Origin of the sequence: Subdoligranulum variabile, assembly GCF_025152575.1 — a bacterium.
Lineage (GTDB): Bacteria > Bacillota > Clostridia > Oscillospirales > Ruminococcaceae > Gemmiger > Gemmiger variabilis.
On the sequence record NZ_CP102293.1, the window covers coordinates 2,918,294 to 2,941,733 of the forward strand.

At 57.4% G+C, this 23,440-nt stretch carries 24 protein-coding genes and 1 tRNA gene; all 25 read left to right on the forward strand.

What is annotated here, in order from left to right:
* Positions 1–20: 20 nt before the first annotated feature.
* The 25 genes from NQ490_RS13740 (at position 21) to NQ490_RS13865 (ending at position 23,408) form a co-directional block, all read left to right on the forward strand.
* Positions 21–107, forward strand: a tRNA-Leu gene (locus tag NQ490_RS13740).
* A 184-nt stretch (positions 108–291) separates the two neighbouring features.
* The gene (locus NQ490_RS13745) at positions 292–1,032 is read left to right on the forward strand and encodes a hypothetical protein (RefSeq protein ID WP_007046580.1); all 741 of its coding nucleotides are present in this window, start codon (positions 292–294) and stop codon (positions 1,030–1,032) included.
* A 74-nt stretch (positions 1,033–1,106) separates the two neighbouring features.
* Complete coding sequence (gene spoIVB, locus NQ490_RS13750) at positions 1,107–2,324, forward strand: SpoIVB peptidase (RefSeq protein WP_007046579.1); 1,218 nt, start codon at positions 1,107–1,109, stop codon at positions 2,322–2,324.
* A gap of 308 nt (positions 2,325–2,632) precedes the next feature.
* Positions 2,633–3,391: a sporulation transcription factor Spo0A gene (spo0A, locus tag NQ490_RS13755; RefSeq protein WP_040918030.1), complete on the forward strand. Its 759-nt coding sequence runs from the start codon at positions 2,633–2,635 to the stop codon at positions 3,389–3,391.
* 207 nt (positions 3,392–3,598) lie between these two features.
* A complete protein-coding gene (gene ispF, locus NQ490_RS15430) occupies positions 3,599–4,738 on the forward strand; it encodes a 2-C-methyl-D-erythritol 2,4-cyclodiphosphate synthase (protein WP_040917617.1) in 1,140 nt (379 codons plus the stop codon).
* Between the two features lie 58 nt (positions 4,739–4,796).
* Positions 4,797–5,693 carry a diadenylate cyclase CdaA gene (gene cdaA / locus NQ490_RS13770; RefSeq protein ID WP_007046576.1) on the forward strand — a complete coding sequence of 299 codons (897 nt, stop codon included), beginning with the start codon at positions 4,797–4,799 and terminating at the stop codon, positions 5,691–5,693.
* Positions 5,677–6,975, forward strand: a complete 1,299-nt coding sequence (locus NQ490_RS13775; protein WP_007046575.1) for a CdaR family protein — start codon at positions 5,677–5,679, stop codon at positions 6,973–6,975. Before cdaA ends, NQ490_RS13775 begins: the two co-directional genes overlap by 17 nt.
* A gap of 22 nt (positions 6,976–6,997) precedes the next feature.
* Positions 6,998–8,599, forward strand: a complete 1,602-nt coding sequence (locus tag NQ490_RS13780; protein WP_007046574.1) for an NAD(P)/FAD-dependent oxidoreductase — start codon at positions 6,998–7,000, stop codon at positions 8,597–8,599.
* Between the two features lie 16 nt (positions 8,600–8,615).
* Positions 8,616–9,767, forward strand: a complete 1,152-nt coding sequence (locus NQ490_RS13785; protein WP_050764684.1) for a hypothetical protein — start codon at positions 8,616–8,618, stop codon at positions 9,765–9,767.
* A 30-nt stretch (positions 9,768–9,797) separates the two neighbouring features.
* Positions 9,798–11,828: a single-stranded-DNA-specific exonuclease RecJ gene (gene recJ, locus NQ490_RS13790; protein WP_040917616.1), complete on the forward strand. Its 2,031-nt coding sequence runs from the start codon at positions 9,798–9,800 to the stop codon at positions 11,826–11,828.
* A gap of 24 nt (positions 11,829–11,852) precedes the next feature.
* Positions 11,853–14,057 (forward strand): RelA/SpoT family protein, encoded by a 2,205-nt coding sequence (locus NQ490_RS13795; protein WP_242654982.1) that lies wholly within the window; start codon positions 11,853–11,855, stop codon positions 14,055–14,057.
* Positions 14,058–14,083: 26 nt separating this feature from the next.
* Entirely contained in the window at positions 14,084–14,539 is a 456-nt protein-coding gene (dtd, locus tag NQ490_RS13800; RefSeq protein WP_007046570.1) for a D-aminoacyl-tRNA deacylase, read from the forward strand.
* A gap of 8 nt (positions 14,540–14,547) precedes the next feature.
* Positions 14,548–15,153 carry an MBL fold metallo-hydrolase gene (locus NQ490_RS13805; protein ID WP_007046569.1) on the forward strand — a complete coding sequence of 202 codons (606 nt, stop codon included), beginning with the start codon at positions 14,548–14,550 and terminating at the stop codon, positions 15,151–15,153.
* Between the two features lie 27 nt (positions 15,154–15,180).
* Entirely contained in the window at positions 15,181–16,641 is a 1,461-nt protein-coding gene (hemZ, locus tag NQ490_RS13810; RefSeq protein WP_040918026.1) for a coproporphyrinogen dehydrogenase HemZ, read from the forward strand.
* A complete protein-coding gene (locus tag NQ490_RS13815; protein WP_007046567.1) occupies positions 16,604–17,539 on the forward strand; it encodes a uridine kinase family protein in 936 nt (311 codons plus the stop codon). Before hemZ ends, NQ490_RS13815 begins: the two co-directional genes overlap by 38 nt.
* A 114-nt stretch (positions 17,540–17,653) precedes the next feature.
* Complete coding sequence (locus tag NQ490_RS13820) at positions 17,654–18,115, forward strand: zinc ribbon domain-containing protein (RefSeq protein ID WP_007046566.1); 462 nt, start codon at positions 17,654–17,656, stop codon at positions 18,113–18,115.
* Between the two features lie 134 nt (positions 18,116–18,249).
* The gene (mazG, locus tag NQ490_RS13825; protein ID WP_007046565.1) at positions 18,250–18,927 is read left to right on the forward strand and encodes a nucleoside triphosphate pyrophosphohydrolase; all 678 of its coding nucleotides are present in this window, start codon (positions 18,250–18,252) and stop codon (positions 18,925–18,927) included.
* A 72-nt stretch (positions 18,928–18,999) separates the two neighbouring features.
* Positions 19,000–19,272 (forward strand): HU family DNA-binding protein, encoded by a 273-nt coding sequence (locus NQ490_RS13830; protein WP_007046564.1) that lies wholly within the window; start codon positions 19,000–19,002, stop codon positions 19,270–19,272.
* 64 nt (positions 19,273–19,336) lie between these two features.
* Positions 19,337–19,588: an RNA-binding S4 domain-containing protein gene (locus tag NQ490_RS13835; RefSeq protein WP_007046563.1), complete on the forward strand. Its 252-nt coding sequence runs from the start codon at positions 19,337–19,339 to the stop codon at positions 19,586–19,588.
* Between the two features lie 62 nt (positions 19,589–19,650).
* On the forward strand, positions 19,651–19,965 hold the full coding sequence (gene yabP / locus NQ490_RS13840) for a sporulation protein YabP (protein WP_242654981.1): 315 nt from the start codon (positions 19,651–19,653) through the stop codon (positions 19,963–19,965).
* Entirely contained in the window at positions 19,913–20,446 is a 534-nt protein-coding gene (locus NQ490_RS13845) for a hypothetical protein (protein WP_187118507.1), read from the forward strand. The genes yabP and NQ490_RS13845 overlap by 53 nt, the downstream gene beginning before the upstream one ends.
* A gap of 70 nt (positions 20,447–20,516) precedes the next feature.
* Positions 20,517–20,801 carry an FtsB family cell division protein gene (locus NQ490_RS13850; protein WP_007046560.1) on the forward strand — a complete coding sequence of 95 codons (285 nt, stop codon included), beginning with the start codon at positions 20,517–20,519 and terminating at the stop codon, positions 20,799–20,801.
* 82 nt (positions 20,802–20,883) lie between these two features.
* A complete protein-coding gene (locus NQ490_RS13855; protein WP_007046559.1) occupies positions 20,884–21,348 on the forward strand; it encodes a S1 RNA-binding domain-containing protein in 465 nt (154 codons plus the stop codon).
* 97 nt (positions 21,349–21,445) lie between these two features.
* Positions 21,446–22,576 (forward strand): THUMP domain-containing class I SAM-dependent RNA methyltransferase, encoded by a 1,131-nt coding sequence (locus NQ490_RS13860; protein WP_007046558.1) that lies wholly within the window; start codon positions 21,446–21,448, stop codon positions 22,574–22,576.
* 4 nt (positions 22,577–22,580) lie between these two features.
* Positions 22,581–23,408 (forward strand): NYN domain-containing protein, encoded by an 828-nt coding sequence (locus tag NQ490_RS13865; RefSeq protein WP_007046557.1) that lies wholly within the window; start codon positions 22,581–22,583, stop codon positions 23,406–23,408.
* The last annotated feature ends 32 nt before the right edge of the window (positions 23,409–23,440 follow it).

Here is a 23,440-nt window from a genome sequence, read left to right on the forward strand (position 1 = left end):
ACGGAAACGACAGCAAATATGCGGATGTGGCGGAACTGGCAGACGCGCTAGATTCAGGTTCTAGTTCCCTTAAAAGAGTGTGGGTTCAAATCCCTTCATCCGCACCAAATCCCGAACACGTAAGTGTTCGGGATTTTTCTTTGCGACAACCACGCAAACCAGAATCGCCCTGCGTGTGGGAGGTGCAGGGCGAGGACTTGTGTGTTCGTGTAAAAATATAGTATACTGGTAACGATGCGCCAATCCCGAAAGGCGCAAGGAAGAACAAAACCGTACAGAAGGAAGTTAAGAATGTCCAGAACAAGAAAAATTTATATCGCCAGACTTGTGGGGCGGTGCCTGCTTTTTGCGGGCTGCCTGTGGATGTGTGTCTTTTACAGGGATGCTTTTTTGGTGCTGGAGGGCATGAACTTCTTCACGCGGCTTTCTCCGCTTCATTTTTTGTGGTGCGTGTGGGTCCTGGACATGTTTCTGCAGATTATTCCCATCCGCAACAAGGTTCCCCTGGGATCCCAGAAATTGTTTGCCAATCGTTTTCGCCCCATTCGGGAAAAGATCAATTATGAAGCGCTGAAGAATTATATTGTCAGTACCACCAAGGCTGCCTATAAGGTATTCATCCTCTGGTGTGTGCTCGTGGCGGTCATTGGGGTGCTTTACTATACCGGTGTGATTGATAAGATTTTTCTGTTCATGATCTCTGTGTTCTTTTATGTGTGCGATCTGATCTGTGTACTGGTCTGGTGCCCATTCCGGCTGATCATGAAAAACCGTTGCTGCACCACCTGCCGTATCTTTAACTGGGATCATCTGATGATGTTCTCTCCGCTGGTTTTCATGGGCGGCTTCTTTGCCACCTCTCTGGCAGTGATGGCAGGCGTGGCCTGGCTGGTATGGGAACTCTGCGTGATGATGTATCCTGAACGTTTCTGGGATCACTCCAACGCGGCGCTGCAGTGCTCTGAATGCACGGATAAGCTCTGTACCCAATATTGCCAGAAACTCCGCCCGGGCCGCCAGACAAATTCCTGACTTCGTACAGTTTCGACAAACGGTAATAATTTCGTCCCCTTCTGCACAGGATATTGGGCAGGAGGGGATTTCTTATGCCCAAACATCGCATACGGCGCGCCTTGCTGACGGTGCTGCTGCTTCTGACGGTATTGTCGGGAGGCTTGGTGGCGGCGCTGCGGGCGGCGCTGCCGGATACCTTTTACACAAGCGAGCAGGATGGAGGATTTCGCATTGCTTCGATGCCCTGGGTCACCGTAGGATCGCAATCGGAGAATGTGGCCCGGGCGGGCAACAATAACGCAGACCGGAGCCGGAATGTGACGCTGGCCTTGTTTGGTACCATTCCGTTGAAAACGGTGCGCACAGTGGATACCGAGGCCCGCAGTGTACAGGTGTGCGGAACGCCCTTCGGCATCAAGATGTTCTCGGACGGGGCGCTGGTAGTAGCCTTCTCGGATCAGTATACAGCTTTGGGAACGGAAAACCCCGCCAAGGAGGCGGGACTGAAACTGGGGGATCTCATCGTATCGGCAGGTGGGCAGCCCATTCGCAGCAATGAGGAACTCACCCATGCCATTACTGCTGCGGAGGGGGCCTCTCTGCAGCTGGTATACCAACGGGATGGACATCAGTATACAACAACGCTGACACCGGTGGCTGACGCGACGACAGGTGCCTATCGGGCGGGAATCTGGGTGAGGGATTCCAGCGCCGGTATCGGGACAATGACCTTTCTTGACCCAAAGAACGGGACCTTCGGCGGTCTTGGGCATGCCATCAGTGATACGGATACCGGTGCGGATATAACATTGCTGTCCGGAGAAATCGTTCCGGTGGTGATTACCGGCTGCGTCAGCGGCGCGGCAGGCAGCCCCGGGGAACTGCGCGGAGAGTTTTCGGCAGCGTCGGCGGGGACGGTACTGGCCAATGACGCGACCGGCGTGTACGGAGCCTATACGGGTACTGTATCGGGACAAAACTGCCTGGTTGCGCAGCCTCAGCAGATTGCGCTGGGGGAAGCTGAAATCTGGACGACTATTTCCGGCAGTACACCGCAGCGGTACCAGGTACGCATTGAACGGGTCAATATGACCAGCGGCGATCCCAACCGGAATCTGTTGATCAAGATTACGGATCCGGACCTGTTGGCGGCGACGGGCGGCATCGTGCAGGGAATGAGCGGCAGCCCCATCGTGCAAAACGGAAGGCTGGTTGGTGCGGTCACCCATGTGCTGGTGAATGATCCCAGCCGCGGGTATGGAATCTTTGCCACAGCGATGTTGGAAAAGGCGGATGCCATTGCCCCTTGAAGAGAAAAATACGGGAATTGGAGAAAATGGAAATATATTCCAGACTGATGTGAGGAAAAACTGATCGCTTTTTGCCAAATAGGAATGGAAAACTGCGCAGAAACAAAAAAATAGGCATCAAAAGCCAAAAACGGTCGAACGAAAATCGCTCCCGTGAAGAAAAAAACTGGAAATTCCTCTTGCGATAGATGGAAAAATATGGTAAAATTTCCATCGTAAACGAAACCCGGCCTGCGGAGTGCCAGCACACAAAGTGCACGTCATCGCCGAAACGCCCGGGACCCGAGATATGTCTGGAGGATATGATGATGGAAAAGATCAAGTTCGTGATGACCGATACCGGCGCACAGGTGTCCGCTTTGTGCCGCCAGGCATTGGAAGCCAAGGGGGTCGCGGTGACTGTATGCGAGAAAAACGGCGACAAAGCGCTGGAAACGCTGCTGAATGTGCATCCCCAGGCGGTTCTGCTGGATGCGTTCATGCCGGATCTCGATGCGATCACGGTGAAGCAGCGCTATGAGGCACAGAACACCAGCGGCACACGGACGACCTTTTTTGTGACAGGTGCCTTTCAAAGTGAAGAGATGGAACAGGAACTGCTGGATAACGGCTTTTCCTTTTTCTTTGTCAAACCGTTTGACGAGAGTGTACTGGTCAGTCGGGTGCTCAAGGCTGCGGGTGGGACAAGCCGTCCTGCGGTCAGCTCACAGGATTCCGATGAACTTACCGTCACCGAGATTCTGCATCAGATCGGCGTGCCTGCCCACATCAAGGGGTATCAGTTTCTCCGCGATGCGATCCTGCTGACCACAGAGGACCATGGCTACATCAATGCCGTCACCAAGCGGCTTTATCCGGAAATCGCCAAACGCAACGGAACCACGGCGAGCCGTGTGGAACGTGCCATCCGCCATGCCATCGAGGTGGCCTGGGACCGCGGCGATGTGGATACACTGAACAGTTATTTCGGGTATACCATTCACAATCTGCGCGGCAAACCTACCAACAGCGAATTTATTGCGATGATCGCGGATAAAATCCGGCTGGACAAAAAGCGCCGTGCATAATCGAAAGAACCAGGCGGGCCCTTGCGGACAGCCTGGTATTTTGTTGCCAGTACAGAGGCAAGAGGGAAAAGAAAAAGGAATGTCGCCGGAGGAAACATCCGGCGGCATTTTTTTCGCTGTGCACAAAAAATCCTGGGGAATTTAGTGGATTTTTTCCTTGGGAACCTGTATAATAAACTTAATACTGTAAGAGGGGAAGTGTACGTCATGCCCGAACAGCAGCTGCCGGAAGTCACTGCTATTGTGGTGGCCGCAGGAGCTTCCCGGCGTATGGGCTTTGATAAACTCAGCTATCGCCTGCCGGATGGACAGACAGTGCTGGAAAAAAGCTGTGCAGCCTTGACTGCCAACCCGGCGGTGACGCAGCTGGTACTGGTTTGTGGTGCCAACCGGGCGCTTTGCGAGCAGATCGCCGCGTGCTGCGCCAAGCCGTGTACTGTAGTGGACGGCGGGGCAACCCGTGCAGACAGTGTGCGCAACGGTCTGGCCGCTGCGCAGGGGGAACTGGTGGCCATACACGATGCGGCCCGTCCCTTTGTGAGTCAGCAAATCATTACGGAAACGCTGCAGATGGCGGCCCGTACCGGGGCGGCAGCACCGGCGGTTCCGGTCAAGGATACCATCAAGGTGGTTCGCACGGACCGAACGGTGGATTACACCCCGGATCGTGCTTCGCTGTACGCGGTACAGACACCGCAGTGTTTCTCCCGGGCTCTGTATGAGAAAGCGCTGGCCGGGCTCAACGAGGATACGGCCTCCCGGGTGACGGATGACTGCAGTCTGTTTGAACTGGCGGGGATGCCGGTGACTCTGACGGCAGGAAGCTATGAAAATTACAAAATCACCACAAAGGACGACTTACAGAAGGAGAAGACAATGCGCATCGGACATGGATATGACGTTCACCAGTTGGTGGAAGGCCGCAAACTGATCCTTGGTGGAGTGGAAATTCCGTACGAGAAAGGGTTGCTGGGCCATTCCGACGCCGATGTGCTGCTGCATGCGATCATGGATGCGGTATTGGGCGCCGCGGCGCTGGGGGACATCGGCAAACATTTCCCGGATACCGATCCCGCTTATAAGGGAGCAGATTCCCTGGCGTTGACCCGTGCGGTGGCCGGGCTCGTGCGGGAGCAGGGATATTCGGTAGGAAATATTGATTCTACGATCCTGTGCCAGGCACCCAAACTGGCACCGCATATTCCGGCCATGCGTGCGCATATTGCGGAAGCATTCGGTATCCCGCTGGATGCTGTCAGCGTAAAGGCCACCACCGAAGAGCATATGGGCTTTACGGGGGAAGGCCGTGGCATTGCCGCTCACGCGGTCGTACTGTTGGAGAACTGAGGGCACTGCAACAGCGGTGATTCCGAATACATAGGCGGGGAAGGGGGCCCGGCGGTCCATGCTGCAAAACCAGTGGATTTCTACCATCGCAAGTACTTTGCGTGCCTTTGATCCGATATCCGATACGCTGGATATCCTGATCATTTCCTTTGCTTTTTATCAGCTGATTCAGTTTGCACGCAAATCCCGTGCCGGCCAGCTGGTCAAAGGCATTCTGCTCATCGTGGTGTTCTACGGATTGGCGTATATGCTCAATCTGCGTACCGTGACCTGGGTACTCAACAACGTGCTCACCATTGGCTTTACAGCGGCTGTGGTGATTTTTCAGCCGGAACTGCGCCGAACCCTGGAGCGTATGGGTCAAACCACTGTCTGGGCGGGGCGCCTGTTCGGCAACCGTCGGGCGGACCCTTCGCTGCGCGGTGTCTGGCAAAGCGCGGTGGTCGCCATCTGCGACGCCGCGGAACAGCTTTCCGACACCCGCACCGGTGCGCTGATGGTCCTTGAACGCAACAACAACCTGGAGGAAATCATCCGTACAGGCACCCCGATGCATGCCGACGTGATTCCTGAAATGCTGGGCACGATCTTTTATGAGGGAACGCCGCTGCATGATGGCGCAGTGGTCATACGGGATGGTGTAATCGTGGCGGCCGGTTGTGTGCTGCCGCTGTCCAACAACCTGGAAATGGGCAAAGATATGGGCACCCGCCACCGTGCGGGCCTCGGTATGAGCGAAAATTCCGATGCAATCGTGGTGATTGTCAGTGAAGAGACGGGCATCATCTCGATGGCCAAGAACGGCGTTTTGATCCGCCGTCTGGATCGCCAGAACCTTTTCAACCTGCTGCAGGAGGAAATCGTTCCGCCGGAGGAAACCACCGAAACACGGGTGCCTACGCTGAAGAATCTGCTGCGCAAAGGAGGCGCAAAGAGCCATGCAAAAGCCGAATAACGCTGCGCCGCAAGCGTCTGCGGGGCGTACCTCCCCCTGGAATCATCCGGCGTTTTCCGTGCTTCTGGCGCTGTTGTGCGGCATCATCGCCTGGATGGTTGTAACCATCAGCATTGATCCTCAAAGCAGCTATACCGTACAGGATGTTCCCATCAATTATGCAAACTCTGCCTCTACCTATACTTCGCAGGGCCTGGATATCGTGGAAAAACCGGATATTGAAACGGTGGACGTGCGGGTAAGCGGCAACAGCACGATCATCGGCAACATCCAGAACTCTGATATCATGGTATATCCCAGCTACGCCGGTGTGAGCGGTCCCGGCAAAGTGACGCTCCGCCTGCAGGCGAAGCTGGTGAACACGACGGATTTCCCGGGTGATATTGAATGCACCGTGGAAAATCCCAAGACCATCGATGTGGTTTTTGATGAAGTCAGCGAAAAGACGCTGCCGGTTACGGTGGACGCATCGGGCATTTCGGTGGCAGATGGATATATGCTCAACAAGACGGCGGCAGTCCCGGCGGAAGTCACGCTGCGCGGTCCCACTAGTGAATTGGATCAGATCTCGTCGGTGGTGGCAACGGTGAGCAGTGAAACGAATCTGTCCGATACCACAACGGTACCGTCCACACTGGAATTCCGCGACGAGAACGGTCTGGCTTTCACGCCGCAGTATACCACAATGGACAGTGAGACGGCCAATGTAACGCTGACTGTGTATCAGGTACGTGAATTGCCGTTGGCGGTGGACTTCATTGGAACGCCCACCAATTTCGACGCCAGCAGCCTGAAATACTCGCTGAGTCAGAATACCCTGCGGGTGGCGGGGCCGGCACGTACTGTAAGCGCTCTGGAAGAACTAACGGTTACGGATTTTGACCTTGCCCAGGAATTTGAAATGGGACGGGATTATCAGCGACTGGTGGAATTGCCTTCGGGCATTGTGTCGCTGGATGGCGTTACCAGTGTGACGCTGAGCTTTGATACCGAAGATATGGACTCCAAAGCGCTGAATATCTCCAACATCAAGGCCATCAACGTACCCAGCAATTATGAACTGGAGATTTTGTCCAGCATTGTATCCGGTGTGACGCTGTACGGCCCGGCGGATGAGATTGCCGCTCTCTCGGCAGACAGTGTTGTGGCGCAGATCGATTGCCAGAGTGTGAATCTTACGGTGGGCCAGCAGAGCATTCCTGTCACCATCCAGATTCCGTCCTCGACCCGAATTTTCGCCACCGGCAGTTATACTGTCCAGTGCGAGGTCGTTGCCAAATAAAAATATCCAAAGGAATTTGTCTATGCTTCTGGTCCGCAATATTCGCCTGCCGCTGTCCTGCCCCGACCCCGATGCCGAGGCGACAGCGCAGGCCCTGCAGATCCTGCGTCTGCCGCCCGCCCGGGCGGTGCAGACCGGGGTGTCAAAACTTTCGGTGGACGCCCGGCACGGTAAGCCCGTGCTGGTGTACACCATCGCAGTCACGCTCAACGACGAGGGTGAGGAATCGGCTTTGGCCGGGGCCTCGCCCTGTGTCTGTTTCACCCGTCCCCCCCGGTTTGACTTCCCGGTGGGGGGAACACCTTTGGCGCATCGCCCGGTGGTGGTGGGACTTGGCCCCGCAGGACTTTTCGCAGCGCTGCTGCTGGCGCGTTCCGGATATCGGCCGCTGGTCCTGGAACGGGGGCCTGACCTGACACGGCGTGTGGAAGCGGTTGAACGGTTCGAAAAGACCGGTGAGCTGGATCCCAACGCCAATATCCAGTTTGGCGAGGGGGGCGCAGGTACCTTCTCGGACGGGAAGCTGACGACCCGGGTGGGAGATCCGTTGTGTGCGTTTGTGACCCAGGCATTTCTTGCGCACGGAGCCCCGGCGGATATTGCCTGGCGGCAGAAACCCCATGTGGGAACAGATCTGCTGCGCGGTATCATCCGCAGCATCCGCGGCGAGATCGAATCGCTGGGCGGGGAGATCCATTTTGACACGGCCCTTACCGGCTTGAAGCGCCGCGGAGGGCTGCTGACGGGCATCGAGACGACTGCCGGAGACTTCCCCTGCGATAGTATGATCCTGGCGGTGGGGCATAGTGCGCGGGATACTTTCGCCATGCTCCATCGTGCAGCGCTGCCGCTGGAATGCAAGCCCTTTTCGGTGGGATTCCGCGCGGAGCATCTGCAGTCTGAAATTGAAAAAAGCCTCTACCATGCGGCGGCAGGACATCCGTCGCTGCCGCGGGGGGAATACCAGCTCAGTCAGCATGTGCGTGGCGGACGCTGCGTTTATACTTTCTGCATGTGTCCGGGTGGTACCGTCTGTGCAGCGGCCAGTGAGGAAGGCGGCGTCGTGACCAATGGCATGAGTCTGCATGCCCGGGACGGCCGCAATGCCAACGCGGCGGTGGTTGTCAGCGTGGATGGCCGGGATTTTGATGAAGATCCGGCCAAGGCGGTCGCTTTTCAGCGGCGTCTTGAACAGGCTGCTTTTCGCGCCGGGGGCGGGGCCTATCAGGCTCCCGCCGAGACTGTGGGCAGCTTCCTGCAGGGGCGCGGACACCTGGAACTGGACCGTGTACAGCCCACCTATCCGCGAGGGGTCACACCGGCAGATCTGGGGGCGTTGCTGCCGGATGAACTTGCCGGCTCGTTGCGGGAGGGTCTTACGGCGTTTGGCCGTAAGCTCGCTGCTTACCGGGCACCGGATGCCGTTCTGACGGGGTTGGAGACCCGCACCAGCAGCCCGGTGCGATTGCTGCGGGATGGAGAAACCCTGGAGTGTACCACACTGGAAGGACTGTATCCCTGCGGTGAGGGGGCCGGCTATGCAGGTGGTATCATGACTGCCGCCGTGGACGGTGTGCGCTGCGCGGCAGCCCTCATGCGGCATCATGCGCCGGCAGACCTTTGAAAAGTTGAGGATGAGTATGACGAATCATGCTTCGGAGGAACAGAAGGAATATCAGAAAGAAACGCCCGGCTACGGCCCGGCACCGGATCTGGACGAATTGGTCAATGGGGCTGTGCGGATTGGCACGGGACTGGGGTCCGCTATGCTGTCCGGTCTTGCGGATGTGCTGGATCGCGTAGGGGAAGGCCTGGAGGCGGCCCGGACATCCAACCGTGAGCTCCCCTTTGCCCAGTGGAAACGTCGTCTGGATCGCCGTCTGCAAAACAAAAATCAGAGCGAGGCTCTGGCACTGGCGGTGACCGGCTGGACGATGGCTGCCTGTTTTGGCATTGCCGCGATTGTGATGTGGGCGCTGTCCGCAGCGGGACCAGAGGCTTTGGGCGTCACAAGGGAAGAATTTCTGGTGTTTCCTATTCTGATGGCCTGCTTTACACCGCTTACCGTGGGATTTGGCATTATGGGTGGTGTTGGCGTCAAAAAATACCGTTATGTCAGCCGGCTGCGGCGTTATCTGCGGGTGGCGCGGGGCTGGGTCTGCGATCTGCCGACGATTGCACGGGACAGCGCCGTGTCGCAGGACCTGGTGGTGAAAGATCTGACACAAGCCGTGGCACGAGGGGATTTCTCTGAGGCCGTGCTGGAGCCGGACGGCAAGCTGTACCTGAACACAAATCATGTCGCCCCTCAAGCGGCGAACGATTCTGCACAGAAAGTGGAGGAAACGCCGTTGAGTGAGGGCGAAGCGCTGGAGCAGGAAGGCTCTGCGTTTCTCGCGTACCTCGACCGGGCGCAGGGAAAACTGGGAAGCGACGCAGCGGAAGAACTGGTGCAGATGCGCAGAAATTGTGCTGCTATTCTCGGGTTTGTACACAATCATCCCGAACAACTGCCCCGTGTACGGCGATTCCGGGAATATTATCTGCCAACCACCCGCAAACTTCTGGATACTGCACAGGGACTGGGGGAGGCAGAGGCACAGCATGCACAGGAGATCCGGCGGGATATCACCGGTATCCTGCACACCCTGAATCTGGCCTACAGCAAGTTGTACGATACACTGTTGCGGGATGTAAGTCTGGATGTTTCCACGGAGATCGATACACTGGAAACCATGCTGCGTCAGGATGGCCTGACCCACGATTTTGAATCAGATTTTAAACATGGCTGACCAGCCATGTTTGGTAAGGAGCGAAACACGATGAAATATCCCGCCTGGCAGATCAGAACTGCAGAACCGGGAGCGGAGGATACCCTGGCCGCCGCCGGATGCGGTGTGCTTCTGCGCCGAGTGCTGGCGGCACGTGGTATCCGCGATACGGAGACCGCACGTCAGATGCTGGAACCTGCGGCAGATCTCTCGGACCCGTTCCTGCTCCGCGACATGGATAAGGCGGTGGCGCGCATTGGTCAGGCCATTGAGGCGGAGGAGCCCATTGTTATCTACGGCGACTACGATGTGGATGGCATTTCCGCCACAGCTCTTCTTTATGAGTGCCTGTCCAGCCAGGGGGCTCATGTGCGCTGCAAACTGCCCACCCGGGGCAGCGGTTACGGGCTGACCCGTCCGGCACTGGAGGCACTGGCCCAAAAAGGGTTTACGCTGGTGGTCACGGTGGATAATGGTATTTCGGCGGTGGAAGAAGCTGCCTGTGCCAAGGAGCTGGGACTGGATTTGGTCATCACCGACCATCATTTGCCCGGCGATGTGCTGCCGGAAGCGGTGGCAGTGGTGGACCCCAAACGTGCCGATGATGAAAGCCCCTTCAAGAACCTTTGCGGTGCGGGGGTGGCGTTCAAGCTATGTGCGGCGCTGGAGGGCTGCAATCCGGCAGAGCTGCTGGAAATGTACGGTGAGTTTGTGGCGCTGGGCACGGTGGCGGATGTGATGCCGCTGGTGGGAGAAAACCGCGTGCTAGTTCGCGAAGGGTTGGCCCTCTTGCAGGATACCATGCGGCCCGGTCTGCATGCATTGCTGGAAAGCGGTGGCTATGCGGGCAAGCCGGTCACAACGGATACCGTCAGCTATGGTCTGGCGCCGCGACTGAATGCGGCGGGCCGGATGGACAATGCTTCTGTGGCGTTGAAATTGCTGCTGTGCGGGGATGAAGAACAGGCTACCGGCATTGCGGCGCGTCTGGCGGAGATCAATACCGAACGACAGCAGACAGAACAGGCAGTTTTTGCATCCGCCTGCGGTGTATTGGAGGCGGATCCCGCCAGGCTGCGGGACCGGGTTCTGGTGGTGGCGGGAGAGGATTGGCACCCTGGTGTCATTGGAATCGTAGCCGCCCGCCTGATGGAACGGTACAGCCGCCCGGTCATCGTTATCTCGCTCCATGACGGAGAGGGACGGGGCAGTGGCCGGGCACCGGATTCCTTCGATCTGCACAGCGCGCTGGCCGCCTGTGCAGAGAATCTGACGCGTTTCGGCGGTCATGCGGCAGCAGCCGGCATTGAGATCGAAGAGGAAAAGCTCCCGGTTTTCCGCCAGGCCATCAATGAATGGGCCGCCCGGCATGCGGCCCGCCCGGCACCCGCCATGTTGCAGCTGGACGCCGTTGTCAAACTGGAAGAACTGACGCTGGAAAATGTGCGTGATCTTACCAGACTGGCACCTTTCGGGCGGGAAAATCCCACCCCGGTACTGCTGGTCCGGGATGCTGTGATTGACGGTGTGTGGGCGATGGGCGCCGAGGGACGCCACACCCGCGTACGTCTGCGGCAGGGCAATCACACCATGTTTGCCTCGCTGTTCGGCGTGACGCCCCAGAAGTTCGCCTATCCGGTGGGTACTGCCGTGGAGGCGGCTCTGGAGGTTTCCATCTTTACGGGACGCAGCGGACCGATGGTATCCGCGCATCTGAAAGGAATACGCCCGGCTAATCTGAGCAATACACCCAGTGAACAGGCTGCCTGGTTTGAGGCCTTCTGCGCGGGGGCTGAACTGGAGCCGGTACGTGCGGAAGTGCTTTTGCCGGATCGCAGCGATACCGTGATGTTATATAAGCGCATCCGGGGCGGACAGGTCTTTGCAGAGGATCTGCAGCCGACCTTTGCCGCCCAGGGGGCGGAGAATACCGGTAAAACGCTGGCAAGCCTGATGGCGTTGCGGGAATTGGGGCTGATCGAAGAGCAGGATGGCCGCTGGCTGCCCGTTCCGGTCAGCGGAAAGCAGGATCTGGCCTCGGCGCCGGTACTGCGGAAACTGGCCCAGGCCGCGCAGCGATAATATGCAAAAAGGGGGAGAATGATTATGGGGAACACCGAAGCAACGAAAGAAGTCAAAGCGGCAGAGGAATTGAAGATGCCCATCACCTACGATGATCTGAAAAAGAACATGGTTGACAGCGGGCGCCCCTATGATTTTGAGATGATTGACCGTGCCTACGCGCTGGCCGCGCAGGCGCACGGCGGGCAGCGGCGCCGCAGCGGCGAACCATATATCTGCCACCCGCTTTCCGTTGCGCAGATCCTGGTGGAACTGGGTATGGACAGCGAGAGCATTGCGGCGGCCCTTATGCATGATGTAGCGGAGGATACCCCCGTAACGGTGGCGGAAATCAAGCAGAAATTCGGCCCCGAAGTGGCCCTGCTGGTGGATGGCGTCACCAAACTGACCCAGATCAAGTTCTCCAATGTGGAGGATCGTCAGGCGGAAAACCTGCGCAAGATGTTGCTGGCGATGAGCCAGGACGTCCGTGTCATGATCATCAAACTGTGCGACCGCCTGCACAATATGCGTACGGGGGATGCCTGGCCGGAACAGAAACGTCGGGACAAGGCTCTGGAAACGATGGAAGTCTATGCTCCCATTGCGCATCGTCTGGGAATCTCCAACATCAAGGAGGAACTGGAAGACCGCAGCCTGCATTATCTGGATCCCATCGGATACGAGACCATCCGTGACCTGCTGAACAAACACGGCGATGAATTCCTGCATAAAGTCTGCCATACCATTGCCCGTCATCTGGCGGAAAACGGCATTCCCAAGGCAACCATCCGGCATCGTGTCAAGAGCATCTACGGCATTTACCGCAAGATGTATATGCAGAATAAGGACTTTGAGGAAATCTACGACATCTATGCGGTGCGCATCATTCTGGAAAACGTCCCTGAATGCTATACGGCACTGGGCCTGATCCATGATATGTACCATCCGCTGCCCAATCGGTTCAAGGATTATATTTCCACGCCGAAACCCAATGGCTACCAAAGCCTGCATACCACGGTCATTGGTCGGGAGGCCATTCCGTTTGAGGTGCAGATCCGTACCTGGGATATGGACCGCATGGCGGAGTACGGCATTGCTGCCCACTGGAAATACAAGGCCGGTATTACCGGCAGTTCCAACGACAAGCTCGATGAGCGTCTGGCCTGGGTACGACAGCTGTTGGAAAGTCAGCGCTCCAGTGCCGATGCCACCGACCTGCTCAGTGATATCAAAAGCGATCTTCTGCCGGAGGAGGTTTTCGCCTTCACTCCGCGGGGCGATGTGATCAATCTGCCGGCAGGGGCCACAGTCATTGATTTTGCCTATGCTATCCATTCGGCGGTAGGCAACCGGATGATCGGTGCCAAGGTGAACAACCGTATTGTGTCCATCGACCACAAGGTGCAGACCGGCGAAATTATTGAGATTCTCACCGGACCGGAAAACCGTGGCCCCAGCCGTGACTGGCTCAATATTGTCAAAACCAGTGAGGCAAAAAACAAGATCCGCAACTGGTTCAAGAAGGAGCGCCGGGAAGAGAATATCGAGGAAGGCCGCAACGCTCTGGAGCGGGAGCTGCGGCGCAATATGATCGTGCTTACCGACGAACAGCGCACGCCGTTCATGGAGAATCTGGCCCGGCGGAACCACTGCAATACGGTGGATGAAATGTACGGAGCCATCGGTTACGGAGGCCTGCAGCTCTCGCGGATGCTTTCCAAGATCAAGGAAGAATACGCCAAGCTCAAGGAAACTGAGCCGAAACCCATCACGGTGGAGCTTAAGCACGTCCATTCCTCCGACGGCGTTGTGGTGGAGGGCATCGACAACTGCCCCATCAAGTTTGCCAAGTGCTGCTCGCCGCTGCCCGGGGATGACATCATCGGTTTTGTCACCCGCGGTTTTGGCGTGTCCATTCATAAACGGGACTGCGCCAATGTGCGGGAGAGTATGCGCCACCCCGAAAATGCCGACCGCTGGGTTCGCGCCTACTGGGCGGATGATGCCAAGGAAAACTACAAGGCATCGCTGGAACTTACCTGTATGGATCGTGCCAACCTGGTCTCCGATATCGCGCTGGCACTGGGCGACATGCGGGTGCCGATCTATTCCCTGATGGCCCGCGCGGCGGAGCAGGGCCGTGCCCGCATGAGCGTCACGGTGGGCATTACCAATACCGAACATCTGAACAGCGTGGTGGCGCGTCTGAAAAAGGTCAAGGACGTCATCAGCGTCATCCGCAGCTGAAATCAACCGATAAGGAGTCAATCACGATGCGAGCAGTGATCCAGCGTGTAACCGAAGCATCGGTCACCGTCAACGGCGGCCCGGCGCGTGCCATCGGTCCGGGTCTTGTGATCTTGCTGGGGGTGCGGGAAACCGACGATCCGGCCATCATTCCAAAACTTGCTGAAAAATGTGCGCATCTGCGCATTTTTGAAGACGAAGCCGGCAAACTCAACCGCAGCGCGGTAGAACTGGGCTATGAGGCGTTGGTGGTCTCCAATTTTACGCTGTACGGGGACACTGCCAAGGGAAAGCGCCCCAGCTTCAGCCATGCGGCCAAGGCGGATCTGGCAGTTCCGTGCTATGAACAGTTCCTTTCGGAAATCAGCCGGCAGGGGCTCAAAGGCGTGCAGCATGGAGAGTTTGGTGCCGACATGCAGATCCGGCTGCTCAATGACGGGCCGGTGACCATTGTGATCGATACCGACGAGTGGAAAAAATAGGAGGACCTATGAAGATCCAGCATATTCACGGGCTTGCCCCGCTGTATACCAATACCTTTCTGATCATCACCGACGCAAAGCACAGCATTCTGGTGGACCCGGCAGCAGCTCCCCAGACCTACCTGGACGCCCTGGAGAAGGAGAACGCACAGCTTACCCATATTTTGCTCACGCACGGGCACTACGACCATGTGGGGGCTGTGGCGGCACTGCGCAAGGCCACCGGCTGCAAGGTGTATATGGATCCGGTGGACGCCGCGGGCAGCCAGATGCTGCCGCTGACCAAAGATCTTGTAGATGAAAACTGGCCTGCCGATGACACCTTGCGTATTGACGAACTGATGTTCACAATCTATCATACGCCGGGCCATACCCCCGGCAGTGTCTGCCTGCTCTGCGGGCAGGTGATGTTCAGCGGTGATACGCTTTTTGCCGGCTCCTGCGGCCGCACCGATCTGCCGGGCGGCAGCATGCAGCAGATGCAGAGAAGTCTTTCCATGCTGGCAGCCCTGCCTCTGGCGGAGGATGTGAAAGTCCTGCCTGGTCATGAGGCGTTCTCGACGATGGGGCAGGAACGCCGCTCCAACCCGTACCTGAACGGTATGTGGTTCTGAGCGGAAAACAGCAAGGAGACAACCATGATGCAGATCGTTTTGCGCGGCGCAGCGGCGGGATATGAAGCGGAGCATACCGCCCGCATCTTTTTCCCCGGCGCTGAAAAGGTTACACAGATTCCGGAAAGTGGAGATTTTGTGCTGGCCGTCAGTCATGAAAAAACCGATTTTGTGCTGCTTCGCCTGGGGGAGGCACTTAGCTGGCGCAGCGCGTTGCGCGCTGAGGACGGCGATGCGGAATATACCCTTTGTACGCTTTTGTTTGAGCTGCTGCGGGAAAAGACCGGCCAGAATCCGCCTTGGGGGATGATGACCGGTGTGCGTCCCGTTCGCATCATCCATGATCTGCGGGCAATGGGAGCCACAGAAACCGAAATTGAGGACCGCTTCCTGCGGCATTTTGCCTGTACACCGGAGAAATTTACGCTGGCCCGGGGCATTGCTGATCTGCAGCGGCCTGTGCTGGCAGGAGCCGATCCCATGGACTGCAGCGTCTATGCGGGAATCCCGTTCTGCCCGACCCGCTGCAGCTATTGCAGCTTTGTCTCCCGCACCGTGGGAGACAAGGCAACCCGGGCACTGGTGCAGCCTTACGTGGATAAACTCTGTGAGGAACTGACGGCCATCCGGCAGACTGCCGACCGGTGCGGTTTACATATCCGTACTTTCTATATCGGCGGCGGTACACCCACGAGTCTCTCGGCTGCACAGCTGGAACAACTGATGGGGCATATTGCCCGGACCTTTGACCTTTCCACACTGGATGAATACACGGTGGAGGCGGGCCGGCCTGATTGTACGAATGCTGAAAAACTGCGCATCATCAAACAGTATGGTGCCACCCGCATCTCCATCAACCCGCAGACCTTTTCTGATGAGGTGCTTCGGAATATCGGCCGGCGCCATACCGCGCAGGACATTATAGACTGCTTTGCGGCAGCTCGTGCGGCGGGGCATCAGAACATCAATATGGATCTGATCGCCGGTCTGCCCGGTGATACGGTGGAGGGGTTCACGCATAGTCTGGAGCAGGCCATCGCGCTGGATCCGGAAAATATCACAGTGCATACTTTGACCCTGAAGCGTGCCTCCAACCTGGTGGTGGAACACCGCGCCGCAGATTACGATGATGTGGCGGCTATGCTGGCCCGCTGCGATCGTCTGCAGCAGGCCGGATACCGTCCATACTATCTCTACCGGCAGAAGGGGACGCTGCAGAATCTGGAAAATATCGGCTGGGCCAAACCCGGCAAGGAGTGCCTGTATAATATCTATATCATGGAGGAAATTCACACCATCCTCTCGGCAGGGGCAGGCGGCTCCACAAAGCTCGTGATTCCCGGCAAACGCCATGGAAAGATCGAACGCATCTTCAATTTCAAATATCCCACGGAATACATCGACCGCTTTGCGGAGATTTTGGCCCGCAAGCAGGGGGTGGAGGATTTCTATGAACGTTGCACAACGCAAACGATTTGTCAGCCGTGAACTGGTAGCACTGGCGGCCAGTCAGCCGCAGCCGTTCGCTGCGCTGTGTGAGCGGCAGTACCATGAACGCATCGAGGCGATTGCCCGGGAAGTTCTGGCGGGCGGGCGCCACATTGTCATGCTGACGGGGGCTTCGGCCGCTGGCAAAACCACATCGGCGCACAAACTGGCTGCGGCGATCGCGGCCCAAGGCCGCCGCAGCGTCGTGCTCAGTCTGGATGATTTCTATGCAGGGGCGGGGCGATATCCCAAGAATCCCGACGGCAGCGATGACTATGAAAGTCTGCAGTCTCTGGACCTGCCGGTGCTGCGCCGCTGTCTGGGGGAGTTGCACCGTAACGGAATTTGCCAGGCGCCGGTGTTTGATTTCAAAATCCAGCAGCCCAACGGGGTGCAGACCATCGACTGCCGCGACGGCGTGGTCGTCATCGAAGGTCTCCATGCCTTGAATCCGGCGCTCACCGAAAATCTGCCAGCGGATGCAGTGTTTTGCCTTTATGCCGGTCTGCGGGAAGAGTACGCTGACCCGGACGGTAACCGCTGCCTGGCCACGCGGGACATCCGGCTGGCCCGGCGCCTGGTGCGGGACTTCCTGTTCCGGGGGCATGGTGCCTCCTTCACGCTGGGGCTCTGGGGCCATGTATGCGACGGGGAGGATCGCTATATCAAACCTTACAAGCCGCGGGCCGATCTGCTGCTGGATACAACCCATACCTACGAAGTCTGCCTGTGGCATAACGTGTTGGATGCCATGCCGTCGGACCCGGCACTGGCCACAGCGCAACGGCGGCAGCTGGAGGCGCTTTGCCGCAAATTCGTGCCGTTCCCGGCCCTGGGAACGGAACTTGTGCCAAAGGACAGTATGCTGCGTGAATTTATCGGAACACAGGCTCCGTAAATTCACGGAAAATATACATTTGCGCGTTGCAAAGCCTGTAGGAATCCGCTATAATAGGCGTAAAGAGCGCGGCGGAGCGAAAGCTGCGCACGTTTAAAGAAAGAGGTGTTTCCTATGTTTGAACTGGATATTGAAATGCTGAAGGAGCAGGGCCTGCAGCTGGTAGATACAGCCAAAAAGACCGCCCAGGATCTGGCCGACAAAGGCAAAAACCAGTTGGACCTCATGAACCAGCAGGCACGTCTGTCCAGAGCACAGCGTCAGCTGGGTGCACTCGTCTACAGCCTGCATAAAGCAGGGGAGGAAAACCAGCCCCTGGTGGACAAATATATCGAAGCTGTTGCCGAGGTTGAGAAGGCCATTGAGGAGATCAAGGCCAACATGAGCCCGGAGGAATATATGGCAGCCGAGGCCGATGCTGCGGCGGAAGATCCTATGGAGGAGCCGGCTGAGGAGGAAGAGGAGATCGAGGAAGAACCCGTGCAGCTGCGCGGTGAAACCAAGATCTGCCCGGTCTGCAAGGCGGAAGTGGACGGCGACGCGCTGTTCTGCAACCATTGCGGTGCCCAGCTGTAATCTGCGTTATTTCGTAAAAACTATGGGTCTGCGGGCGGTGCTGCGGCTGCAGTGCCGCCCGTAAGGCTTGACAAATTCCGGATTGGGAGTAAAATATTGCGTACTGCGCCGTGCGCAGGACGCTGTAAAAACCTATGAACAGAGCATTTCCTGAGAAACAGACCTATACGGCTGAGGATCTTGTAACGATCATTGCCTTGCTGCGGGACCCGGAGAATGGCTGCCCCTGGGATAAGGTCCAGACACATCAGTCCATTCGCATGAACTTCCTGGAGGAAGCCTACGAAGCGGTGGATGCCATTGATCTGGAAGATTCCCATCTGCTGTGTGAGGAGCTGGGCGATGTGCTGATGCAGGTCGCTTTCCATGCACAGATTGAGCAGGAGGCCGGGCATTTCACCTGGCAGCAGGTCTGTGACGGTGTTTGCCGCAAGCTGATTCAGCGGCATCCCCATATTTTTGGCGGGGACACAAGCATAAAAGACTGGGATGCGCTCAAAAATAAGGAAAAGGGCCGTCTGACCCTGCAGGATGACCTGGCCAGCGTGCCGGGAGCCTTGCCTGCGCTGATGCGTGCGGGCAAACTGCAGAAACGCGCCGCGCGCTACGGTGTCGAAACACCTGCCGACGCGCAGCGTGTGGCAGAGTGTGCCCGTACCCTGCAGGAAACTGCCGATCCGAAGACCGCCGAGAAGGCGGTGGGGGAATTGTTGTTTGCCGCTGTGGCACTGGCCCGGCAGGCAGGCATTGATCCGGAGCAGGCGCTGCAAAAGCGCAATGCTGCCTTTGAGGCGGCACCCGAATCCAACTGAGCTGAGAAGCAGGCGCCTGGGAAGATCCCTGCAGCCGCTTTTGGCAGATAAATAACTTTGGAGGTACAAACCATGACGAAAGTTGAATTGATCGCCGCTGTTGCGAACGAAGCCAACCTGACCAAGAAGGACGCCGAGCAGGCTGTCAACACCGCCCTCAACGCCATTACCGAGGCGCTGAAGAACGGTGACAAAGTGACCCTGGTGGGCTTTGGCACGTTCGAGGTCCGTGAGCGTCCGGCCCGCAAAGGCCGCAACCCCCAGACCGGCGCTGAGATCACCATCGAGGCGTCCAAGCTGCCCGCTTTCAAGGCCGGCAAGGCTCTGAAGGACGCTGTGCAGTAAGCCACATTGTACCTTGCTTGCCCCGTCGCCGTTGGCGATGGGGTATTTTTCGTAGGAGGAAACTATGCGTTTAGACAAGTATCTCAAAGTGAGCCGCCTGATCAAGCGCCGCACGCTGGCCAACGAGGTGGCAGATGCGGGCCGGGTATTGGTCAATGACAAACCGGCCAAGGCAAGCTATGCTGTCAAGACAGGGGATGTGATCGAAATCACCTTCGGCAACCGCCCGATCAAGGTGCGGGTCCTGTCCACCGAAGAACCCAAGGGCAAAGATGTTGCCCGGGAATTGTTTGAAGTGATGGACTTGCAGTCATAATTCCGATCCCTGCCGCATATCGTATGGGTGTACACCCAATTGCGGAGGAGGGGACAACCGCTATGGCGGAAATGAGAAATGAACCGGTCCGGACCCAGACCAGCGCTGTGGAACCACAGCCCCGCGGTCACAGCTTGGCGCTGAAGGATCGCCGCCATCTGGCGGTGACCGGTGTTACGAGGATCATCAGCTGTGACGAGACAGCCGCTGTGCTGGAAACACCGCTGGGAAATCTGACCATTGGCGGCCAGGAGCTGCAGGTCAGCGAGCTTTCGGTGCAGAGTGGGCAGGTGCAGCTCTCCGGAAAGATCGAGTACATGCAGTATGCAGAAAACCGTCAGTCCAACGGTGGGTTGCTGGCCCGCCTGTTCCGCTGAGATGGCTGCGTCACCCGCCGCAGCGGCGGTTCTAGGGGATCTTCTTTGGTGCCTTGGACTGGGGTGTCTGTTAGGCGCCGGTCGCGAGGCTCTGGGGCTTCTTTTTGGGGAAGGGCAGGTGCGCTGCTTTTGCTGGGACGTGTTGTCTTTTGCGGCAGCGGCCTTTCTGGTTTGCGGTTTTTCCGCCGGTGTCAGTGCCAGTGGGATGGCCCGCTGGTATATGACGGCCGGTGTCCTGGCCGGCGTTTTGGCTTGGAATGGGACAGTGGGACCGGCCATCCGGCGCTTTTTCCGGGGAGTGCTCAGATTTCTACTGTGGCCTGCCCGTGTTCTGGAACAACGCTGCTTTGCACCGATGCGGCGGCGTACCGTTGGCATGCTGGAACGGTACAGAAAACAGCATACTCAGAAAAAAGCGGGAAAAAAGGCCAAAAATGGAAAAAAGCAGTTGCAAAAGCCGTCGAAAATATTATATAATTAACCATACGTAGTGCTGTGCGCCGTATACGCATGAAACCGCGCAATTTTCGAGGAAAGGGGGCATCCCGATTATGCACAAGCGTCATGGGCTGCTCCCGCGGTGGCTGCTGGTCGCTGCGTTTCTGGGGCTTTGCGGATATCTGTTTGTCAGTCTGATCCATTATCAGGTTTCCATCGGCTCCAAGCAGCAGGAACTGCTCAGCGTTCAGAGCCAGCTCAGCAACCAGCTGACGGAAAACGCGGAACTTTCCAATACGCTGGATCAGGGCGAGGACGCCATCATTGAACGGTATGCCCGGGAACAGGGGTATGCCAAACCCAATGAGCGCGTCTTTGTAGATATCAGCGGTAAATAAGTGCAAAACATCAGATTCAGCGGGGGAGCTTTGCGGCAACCCCTCTGCATAAATCAATCAAAAGAAAAAGGGGTATTCTAGTTTGGCATTACAAGTTGGGGATATTGTCGAGGGCAAGGTAACCGGAATCAAGCCGTTCGGCGCGTTTGTCTCTCTGCCGGAGGGCAAGACCGGTCTTGTCCACATCTCCGAGGTTTCCTATGAATTTGTGCAGGATCTCTCGGCAGTGCTCGAAGACGGGCAGACGGTTACGGTGAAAGTACTTTCCATCGCACCGGACGGAAAGATTGCCTTGTCCATCAAGCGCACGCAGCCCGCACCGGAGCGCGGCTCCCGCTCGCAGCAGGGGGGCGGCGCACGGCCTGCCCACCGTCCCAAGCGTGAGGAAAAGCCTCGCGTCTGGCAGCCCAAACCGGCGGCTCCCCAGGGCGAGATGAGCTTTGAGGATATGATGGCGCGCTACAAATCCCGCAGCGAAGAAAAAATTGCTGACCTCAAACGTGTGACGGAAAACCACCGTGGTGGATATTCCCGTCGCCGCGGCTGATCGGCACACTACATTTCAGGAACACAGCTCTACCCTGACGGCGCTTCACCGCCGGGGTTAGAGCTTTTTTGCAAAAATTCAAAGGGAAAGGAACGTTATGCCCACATTGTATACCTTGGTTGCCCCCTGTTTTTTCGGCACCGAATCCACCCTGCATTTTGAGATCAGGCGCCTGGGGGCACAGAATATCCAAGTTACCGACGGACGCATCGCTTTCCAGGGCGGAGCGGATCTCATTGCAGCAGCCAATCTGAATCTGCGCACAGCTGAACGGGTGCTGGTGCAGCTGGCTTCCTATAAGGCGATCACCTTTGATGAACTCTTCGATGGCTGCTACCGCATTCCGTGGGAAGACCTGCTTCCTACCGATGCGGCGTTTCCGGTGAAAGGATCCAGCCTGTCCAGTCAGCTTTCCAGTGTGCCGGCCTGTCAGAGTATCGTCAAGAAGGCTATCGTCAAGCGGCTGATGGCCGGTCATAAGACAAGCACCCTGCCGGAGACCGGCAACGTCTACAAGGTTCGTTTCGCGCTGCGCAAAAATCTGGTAGAAATTTATCTTGATACTTCCGGGGATGGTCTGCACAAACGCGGCTACCGGAAAAATGCAACTTTGGCCCCCATCAAGGAAACTTTGGCAGCAGCCATTGCCGACCTGGGCCGGGTACGCCGGGACAGCGTGGTACAAGATCCTTTCTGCGGCTCCGGTACCCTGGTGATTGAAGCTGCCCAGAAAGCCCTCAATCTGGCCCCCGGACTGCGCCGCCGGTTTGCTGCGGAGCATTTCGATTTTGTGCCGGCGGAAGCCTGGAAAGAGCAGCGGCAGAAGGCACTGGCGGAGGTGCGCCGGGATGCAGCCTTTGAAGGTGTGGGCTACGATATCGATCCCGCTGCCGTGGCCCTTGCCAATGCCAACGCCAAGCTGGCCGGCGTGGGGGACCGCTGCCGTTTTGAGGTGGCCGATGTAAAGGACTTCACTCCGGATGCCAGAGCTACGGTGCTGACCAACCCGCCCTATGGGGAGCGGCTGGGCGACAGTGCCGAGGCTGCTTCGCTGGCCAGAACGCTGGGGCAGGTATGGCAGCGGCACCCCGGACAAGGCTTGTATGCCATTACAGCGGATGCGGATTTTGAGCAGCATTTCGGTAAAAAAGCCGCACGCCGCCGCAAAATCTACAACGGTATGATTCCCTGCCAGCTGTATATGTATTATGACCAGCCCAAGAGGTAAAGCTATGGAAGATCTGAAATTGGCCATCCTGATCGATGCCGATAATATCTCGCCCAAGTATGTCAAGGTGATTCTGGATGAGGCGGCGTCTTTCGGCGTGGCAGCCTGTAAGCGCATCTACGGCGACTGGTCTGATGTACGTCTGAAAAGCTGGAAGGATGCCCTGTTGAACAACTCCATAATCCCCATTCAGCAGTACAGCTATACCACAGGGAAAAACGCCACCGACTCAGCTATGATCATCGACGCCATGGATCTGTTGTACGGCGGCAACCTGGATGGTTTCTGCATTGTCTCTTCAGACAGTGATTTTACCCGTTTGGCGGCCCGTCTGCGGGAAGCAGGCAAACTGGTCATCGGCATGGGGGAGAGCAAGGCCCTTGGCCCCTTTGTCAAGGCCTGTGACCAATTTAAATATCTGGACCTGATTCTCGACCATGGAGAGACGGAACCGGCGGATCCGGCGGCGCCCGCGGCGGAAAATGATGCACGGGCCAATGCCGGGGATGATACCGCCATCAACCGTGAATCCATCGAGAGGATCATTCACGGCCTGATCGGAGAGATGGACGATGGAACCGGCTGGGTGCGCACCTCCCGTGTGGGAGATCAGCTCATCAAGCGTTATCCTGATTTCGATGTGCGTAACTTCGGCTCCAAGAGCCTGAACAAGTTTCTGGCGTCTCTTCCCGAAATGGAAGTGGAGGAGCGGATCCTTTCCAATGGCAATCCTATCCAGTTTGTGCGGATTCGTCCTGCTCCCAAGAAAACCGTGACCCGCCGTACCGGTACCAAAAAGGCATCCCGGCGCACCGGCACCAAGAAAAAGTAAAAGCAGCGCAGCCGAAAGGCTGCGCTGCTTTT